The following is a 6,523-nucleotide window of genomic DNA, read 5'->3' on the forward strand; positions in this document are numbered from 1 at the left end:
TCATCGGGCCAGGGCAGAATGGGCGGCGTCCGTCGATGCCGCCGTACGAATACGAGGTACCCCCCGTGGCGATCCGCGTCCTCCTGGTCGACGACCAGCCGCTGCTGCGCACCGGTTTCCGGATGATCCTGGAGGCCGAACAGGACCTCGCGGTGGTCGGTGAGGCCGGGGACGGTCTGCAGGCCCTGGAGCAGGTGCGGGCGTTGCAGCCCGATGTGGTGCTGATGGACATCCGTATGCCGCGGATGGACGGGGTGGAGGCGACCCGGCAGATCACGGGGCCGGGGCGGGACGGGCCGGCGAAGGTGCTGGTGCTGACCACCTTCGACCTGGACGAGTACGTGGTGGAGGCGCTGCGCGCGGGCGCGAGCGGGTTCCTGCTGAAGGACGCGCCGGCCAATGAGCTGGTGCAGGCGATCCGGGTGGTGGCCGGGGGCGAGGCGATGCTCGCGCCGAGCATCACGCGGCGGCTGCTGGACAAGTACGCGGGCCACCTGCCGTCCGGCGAGGAGAGCGTCCCGGACACGCTGGGCACGCTGACCGAGCGGGAGGTCGAGGTGCTGAAGCTGGTGGCGCGCGGCCTGTCGAACGCGGAGATCGCGGCGGACCTGTTCGTGAGCGAGACCACGGTGAAGACCCACGTGGGGCACGTGCTGACGAAGCTGGGCCTGCGCGACCGGGTCCAGGCGGCGGTGTACGCGTACGAGAGCGGGCTGGTCCGCCCGGGCGCCGGACAGTAGCCCCTGGAGCAGGAAACGGGCCGGCAGCCGCTGCACGCGGCGGCCGGCCCGTTCCCGTCCGGGCTGCCGTCAGCCCTTGCTGATCTCCCAGAAGCGGAAGACGGTGGAGGCGTCCAGCGACCACTGCAGGCCCGTCACGTTCTGGCGGGTGACCGCGTACTGCTTGCCCTGCCAGAGCGGCAGGATCGGGATCTCCTCGGCGACGATGTCCTGGAGGCGGCTGTAGTCGGTGCCGGCGGCGGTGCGGTCGGACTTCGCGGAGGTCGACGGGATGATGGTCCCGGTGATCTCCTTGTTGTCGTAGTTGTTGTGCAGGACGTTGTCCGGCCCGAAGAAGGGCTGCGTGAAGTTGTCGGCGTCCGGGTAGTCGGGCACCCAGCCCTTCACGTAGACGCCGTACTTGCCGTCCTGGATGTCCTTCTCGTACTGCTCGAACTCGACGGACTTGACGTCGGCCTCGAAGAGTCCGCTGTCGTTGAGCTGCTTGGCGATGAGCTGGAATTCCTGGTCCGTGGACGGGCCGTAGCGGGTGGGCGTGGAGTACAGGGTGATCTTCACCTTGTCCTTGATGCCCGCCGCGCGCAGGACGGCCTCGGCCTTCTTCGGCTGGGGGGTGCCGCCGTAGCGGTCGAAGAAGGGGGTGGTGTGCGAGCCGATGCCGGCGGGGACGATCGAGTACAGCGAGACGGCGGTGCCGTCGTAGACGTCCTTGACGAGGGCTTCGCGGTCCACGAGGTAGGCGATGGCCTTGCGGACGGGGAGCTTGCCGGCGACCGGGTCGTTCATGTTGAAGACCATGTGCTCGACTTCGGCGCCGGTGCCCTGGACGACCTCGACCTTGTTGTTGCCGGTCTTGGTGGAGGACAGGCTCGCGATGTCCTTGGCGGCCAGGCCGCGGAAGGCGAAGTCGACGTCGCCGCTTTCGAGGACCCGCTTGAGGGCGGCCTGGTCCTCGTTGAAGAACTTGAGGGTGACGCCGGTGTTCTTCGCCTTGGCCTTGCCGCTGTAGGAGTCGTTGACGGAGAAGGAGGCGCTCTTCTCGTTGATCGAGTCCAGCTTGTAGACGCCGGAGCCGATGGCCTTGCCGTCGGTGCGGAGCTTGTCGGCGGGGTACTCGGCGTGGTCGACGATGGAGCCCGCGCCCGATGCGATCTTGCTGGGGAAGGTCGCGTCGGACGCCTTGAGGCGGAAGACCACCGTCTTGTCGTCGGGCGTGTCGATGCCGGCGATCGAGGAGAGCATCACGGCCGGGCCGTTCGCATCGTTGATCTTCAGCGTGCGCTCGAAGGAGAACTTGACGTCCTTGGCGGTGAGCTCGTGGCCGTTGCTGAACTTCAGGCCGGTGCGCAGGGTGCACCGGTAGACCCTGCTGTCGTTGCCCTCGAAGTTGCAGGCCTGCGCGGCGTCGGGCTCCGGGGTGGTGCCGCCCTTGGGGAAGCTCAGCAGGGACTGGAAGACGTTGTTGAAGAGCAGCCAGGAGCCCGGGTCGTAACCCGAGGCGGGGTCGGTGGACTTCACCTTGTCGGATATTCCCATGACCACGCCCTTGCCGCCGCCGGCGGTCTGGCCTTCGGTCGAACCGCAACCGCTGAGCAGCGCGGCGGCGGTGGCTGCGCCGAGCGGGGCTGCCAACCACTGGTTACGTCTCATCACGCGAACGTCCTTCACAGTCGAACTGTTTCGTTGCGCCGGCCTGCGACATCCGCCGCCGGGTGCTGCCGGTACTGCCGGTACTGCCGGTACTGCCGTTCTCAGCCGCTGACGCCCCGGCCGAGTTCCCACAGCTGGAGGTCGGAGATGGCGTTGACCGACCACTCCACTCCGGTGATCCCGTCGCGTGCGGCGACGTACTGCTTGCCCTGCCACAGGGGCAGGACGGGCACGTCCTCGGCGACGATGTCCTGCATCTCCGCGATCGCGGGGCCGGCGACGGTGCGGTCGACCGCCCGCCGGGAATCGGGGATGAGCTTGGTGCGCACCGCGCTGTTGGCGTACGGCGTGCCCAGGAAGTTGTCCTGCTCCAGGAACGGGGCGAGGAAGTTGTCGGCGTCCGGGTAGTCGGGGAACCAGCCGAGCCCGTAGGCGGCGTAGTCGCCCTTCTTCTGCGCGGGCCGGAACTGGCTCCATTCCGAGCCCTGGACGGTGATGTCGAACAGCTGGGTGGAGTTCAGCTGGTTCTTCAGGGTCTCGAACTCGGCGGCCGTGCCGTCGCCGTAGTGGTCCGTGGTGTAGTTCAGCGTCAGCTTGACGGGGGTCTTGATCCCGGCGTCCTTCAACAGGCTCGCGGCCTTGGCGGTGTTGCCGTCGCCGTACTTGTTGAAGAAGGAGTTGACGTGCCCGGTCACCGTGGTGGGGACCAGCGAGTACAGCGGCTGCGCGGCCTTCCCGTAGACCTTCGTGATGATCGCGTCGCGGTCGACGGCGGCGGCGAGGGCCTGGCGTACGGCCTTGTCCTTGACCGCGGGGGCCTCGGTGTTGAAGCCGAGGTAGCGGATCTCCAGGCCGGGCATGGGCACGAGCTTGACGCCCTTGGGCGGCTTGGCGGAGAACTCGCCGACCTGCGCGGGCGACAGGGTGCGGGAGACCATGTCGACGGAGCCGTGGGTGAGGGCCCTGCCCATGGCCGCCGAGTCGGTGAAGGTGCGCAGTTCGACCTTGTCGTTCTGCAGCTTGATGTCGCCCTTGTAGTTCGGGTTCTTGGTGAAGACGGCCCGCACGAGGTGGTCGTCCTTGACCTCGGCCTTCATCGTGTAGGGGCCGGAGCCGTCGACGGAGAAGCCGTCGCGGAGCTTCTTGGCCTCGTAGTTCTTCTCGCTGACGATGCCGGCCGCGGGCGTGGACAGCTTGAACGGGAAGGTCGCGTCCGCGCTCTTCAGGTGGAAGACGACGGTGTCGGCGCTCTTGGCCTCGACGGTGTCGATGGTGGAGAGCAGCGAGGAGGGGCCGTTCTCGTCCTTGATGGCGAGGACCCGCTCGATGGAGAACTTGACGTCCTTGGCGGTGAGCGGGGTGCCGTCGGCGAACTTCAGGCCGGGCCGCAGGGTGCAGCGGTAGCTCTCGTTGCCGGTGTCGGTGAAGCGGCAGTCGGAGGCTGCCTCGGGGACGGGCTGGCCGCCGCCGCGGGGGGTGCGCATCAGCGTCTGGACGGTCTGCCGCAGGACGTTCCAGGCGCCGGCGTCGTAGGCGTAGGCCGGGTCGAACGGGGCGGGAGCGTAATCGGCGGCCTCGAACCGGTCGGTGGTGCCGACGACGATCGCTCCGGAGCCCGCTCCCCCACCGGTCGTGCTGCCGCAGGCGGTCAGCGCGGGGGTGAGCAGTCCGGCCGCGGCCGTCAGCACCAGGGTCTTGCGGTTCATGCTGGAAGTACTCCCTCGACCGGCACTTGTTTCAAAGCGGCGTAGAGGGCACATCGCGGCGGTCGCCCGTTCAGGGCGGAACGATCGGGCCGGTGTTGTGACGATCGGTCCACGCCGTCCCGGCACAGGGGTGTGCGCCGGGGCCGGCTGCGGTGCGGCGCAGTGCCCGCGTCGACATTAGTGGCCTGTGACGGGATGGCTTGAACTGGCAGGACTTGGGGTGTAATCGCACGGTGATGGGTGCGGACTGGCTGTCCATGTGAGGGACGCCGCAGATGCGGTCAGGAGCTGATCAATCCGGACACATGGGAAGGCCTTCGAGCCCCCGGACAGGCGTGTCGGGATCCAGACGCGTGACAAAGGTCACCCGGCGCGATCGCCAGGGAAAGGATGGAATTTCAGCCTCCGGGCCACGGAACGGAAGATCCTTCCGCGGGACGCCGCCCGTGCGGCGTTCCATTCGGCACGCAGCGTGTGCACTCAGTTCAGCGGAGTGATGAGCGAGCGCAGGAACGGCAGGTCCACGTCCTCCAGGGAGCGCACGACGGTACGTCCGGGGGCCGGGGCGATCAGACCCACCGAGGGGACGGCCACGACCCGGCAGCCGGCGGCCTCCGCGGACGCCACCCCGGTGGCGGTGTCCTCGATGACGGCGCAGCGCGAGGGGTGCGCGCCGAGGGTGCGGGCGGCCAGCAGGTACGGGTCGGGGTGCGGCTTGGTGCGGGGCACCTCGTCCCCGGCCACCGTCAGGGTGAACCGGTCGGGGCCGAGGGCCTGGAGGACCCGGTCGATGACGCGCCGGTGCGAGGCGGACACCAGGGCGGTGGGCACGTTGTGCCGGGCCAGCTCGGCCAGCAGCCGTTCGGCGCCCGGCATCATCGGCACCTGCTCCGCGATCCGGGCCTCGAAGCGCTCGTTGAGCAGCACGCTCAGCTCAGCGAGGGTGATGGCCGCGCCCGTGGCCTCGATGAGGAAGCCGGCGCTGCGGGTCATGGGGCCGCCGACGACCACGTCCCGCCAGGCCTCGTCGAGGCGGTGGCCGAGCTCCTCGAAGATGGAGACCTCGACGTCCCACCAGAAGCCCTCGGTGTCGACGAGGGTGCCGTCCATGTCCAGCAGCACCGCCTGCAGGGCATGCCCGTCGGCCGTGCGGGTGACGGACGCGGGAACGGTGCTGGTCATGCGGCACACCTCTTTCAGGGGACGAGAAGGCCGGTCGCCTCTCCCCATGGGCATCCCCCGGGAGACAGGCGACCGGCCTGTATGGGACCGACAAGTGTACGTCGGTCTGCGTCAGCGTGCGTTGAAATACTTCGCTTCGGGGTGGTGAATCACGATCGCGTCGGTGGACTGCTCCGGGTGGAGCTGGAACTCCTCGGAGAGGTGGACCCCGATCCGCTCGGGCCGGAGCAGGTCGGCGATCTTGGCGCGGTCCTCCAGGTCCGGGCAGGCGCCGTAGCCCAGCGAGAAGCGCGCGCCCCGGTACTTGAGCGCGAACATGTCCTCCACCTGGGCCGGGTCCTCACCGCCGAAGCCGAGCTCGGCGCGGACGCGGGCGTGCCAGTACTCGGCCAGGGCCTCGGCCAGCTGGACGGACAGGCCGTGCAGCTCCAGGTACTCGCGGTAGGAGTCGGACTCGAACAGCTTGGCGGTGGCCTCGCCGATCTTGGAGCCGACGGTGACCACCTGGAGGCCGACCACGTCGGTCTCGCCGGACTCCTCGGGACGGAAGAAGTCCGCGAGGCACAGGCGCCGGCCGCGGCGCTGGCGCGGGAAGGTGAAGCGGGTCCGCTCGTTGCCCTGCTCGTCGAGGATGATCAGGTCGTCGCCCTTGGACACGCAGGGGAAGTAGCCGTAGACCACGGCCGCTTCGAGCAGGTTCTCGGTGTGCAGCTTGTCCAGGAGCCCGCGCAGCCGCGGCCGGCCCTCGGTCTCGACCAGCTCCTCGTACGTGGCTCCGCCCGCGCGCGCCTGCTTCAGACCCCACTGCCCCTTGAACAGCGCGCCCTCGTCGAGCCAGGAGGCGTAGTCCTTGAGCGGGATGCCCTTGACGACGCGGGTGTCCCAGAACGGCGGGGCCGGGACCGGGTTGTCGGTGGCCACGTCGGAGCGGGCGCCCGGCTCCTCGGGCTCCTCCACCTGGAGCAGCGGAGTGTCCCGCTTGGCGACTCGGCGCTGCTTGAGCTCGGGCAGGGTGGCGCCCGGCACGCCGCGCTTGACGGCGATCAGGGCGTCCATGAGGCGGAGGCCTTCGAAGGCGTCGCGGGCGTAGCGGACCTCGCCCTCGTAGATCTCGTGGAGGTCCTGTTCGACGTAGGCGCGGGTCAGCGCGGCGCCGCCGAGGATGACCGGGTAGTCGGCGGCCAGCTTGCGCTGGTTGAGCTCCTCCAGGTTCTCCTTCATGATCACCGTGGACTTCACCAGCAG

The 6,523-nt window shown here is 69.1% G+C and carries 5 protein-coding genes; 1 reads left to right on the top strand and 4 read right to left on the bottom strand.

The window, feature by feature from the left end; translation table 11 throughout:
* The first annotated feature begins 65 nt into the window (after nt 1–65).
* Nucleotides 66–740 (top strand): response regulator transcription factor, encoded by a 675-nt coding sequence (locus tag ABZ128_RS30255; RefSeq protein WP_356852411.1) that lies wholly within the window; start codon nt 66–68, stop codon nt 738–740.
* 69 nt (nt 741–809) lie between these two features.
* Here ABZ128_RS30255 and ABZ128_RS30260 read toward each other — a convergent pair whose 3' ends face one another.
* The 4 genes from ABZ128_RS30260 to ABZ128_RS30275 all read right to left on the bottom strand — a co-directional run.
* The gene (locus ABZ128_RS30260; protein WP_356852413.1) at nt 810–2,390 is read right to left on the bottom strand and encodes an ABC transporter substrate-binding protein; all 1,581 of its coding nucleotides are present in this window, start codon (nt 2,388–2,390) and stop codon (nt 810–812) included.
* A 101-nt stretch (nt 2,391–2,491) separates the two neighbouring features.
* Nucleotides 2,492–4,096, bottom strand: coding sequence for an ABC transporter substrate-binding protein (locus ABZ128_RS30265; protein WP_356852415.1), 1,605 nt, complete (start codon nt 4,094–4,096; stop codon nt 2,492–2,494).
* A gap of 480 nt (nt 4,097–4,576) precedes the next feature.
* A complete protein-coding gene (locus ABZ128_RS30270) occupies nt 4,577–5,278 on the bottom strand; it encodes an HAD family phosphatase (RefSeq protein ID WP_356852417.1) in 702 nt (233 codons plus the stop codon).
* A 111-nt stretch (nt 5,279–5,389) separates the two neighbouring features.
* A partial coding sequence (locus ABZ128_RS30275; RefSeq protein WP_356852418.1) for a vitamin B12 dependent-methionine synthase activation domain-containing protein occupies nt 5,390–6,523 on the bottom strand: 1,134 nt, incomplete at its 5' end.

The organism is Streptomyces sp. NPDC006326 (genome assembly GCF_040612915.1).
GTDB lineage: Bacteria > Actinomycetota > Actinomycetes > Streptomycetales > Streptomycetaceae > Streptomyces.

What these genes read in the sequence shown, in the direction of transcription:
- ABZ128_RS30265 (WP_356852415.1), bottom strand. Translation starts at nt 4,096, where the DNA reads ATGAACCGCAAGACCCTGGTGCTGACGGCCGCGGCCGGACTGCTCACC.
- ABZ128_RS30260 (WP_356852413.1), bottom strand. Translation starts at nt 2,390, where the DNA reads ATGAGACGTAACCAGTGGTTGGCAGCCCCGCTCGGCGCAGCCACCGCC.
- ABZ128_RS30270 (WP_356852417.1), bottom strand. Translation starts at nt 5,278, where the DNA reads ATGACCAGCACCGTTCCCGCGTCCGTCACCCGCACGGCCGACGGGCAT.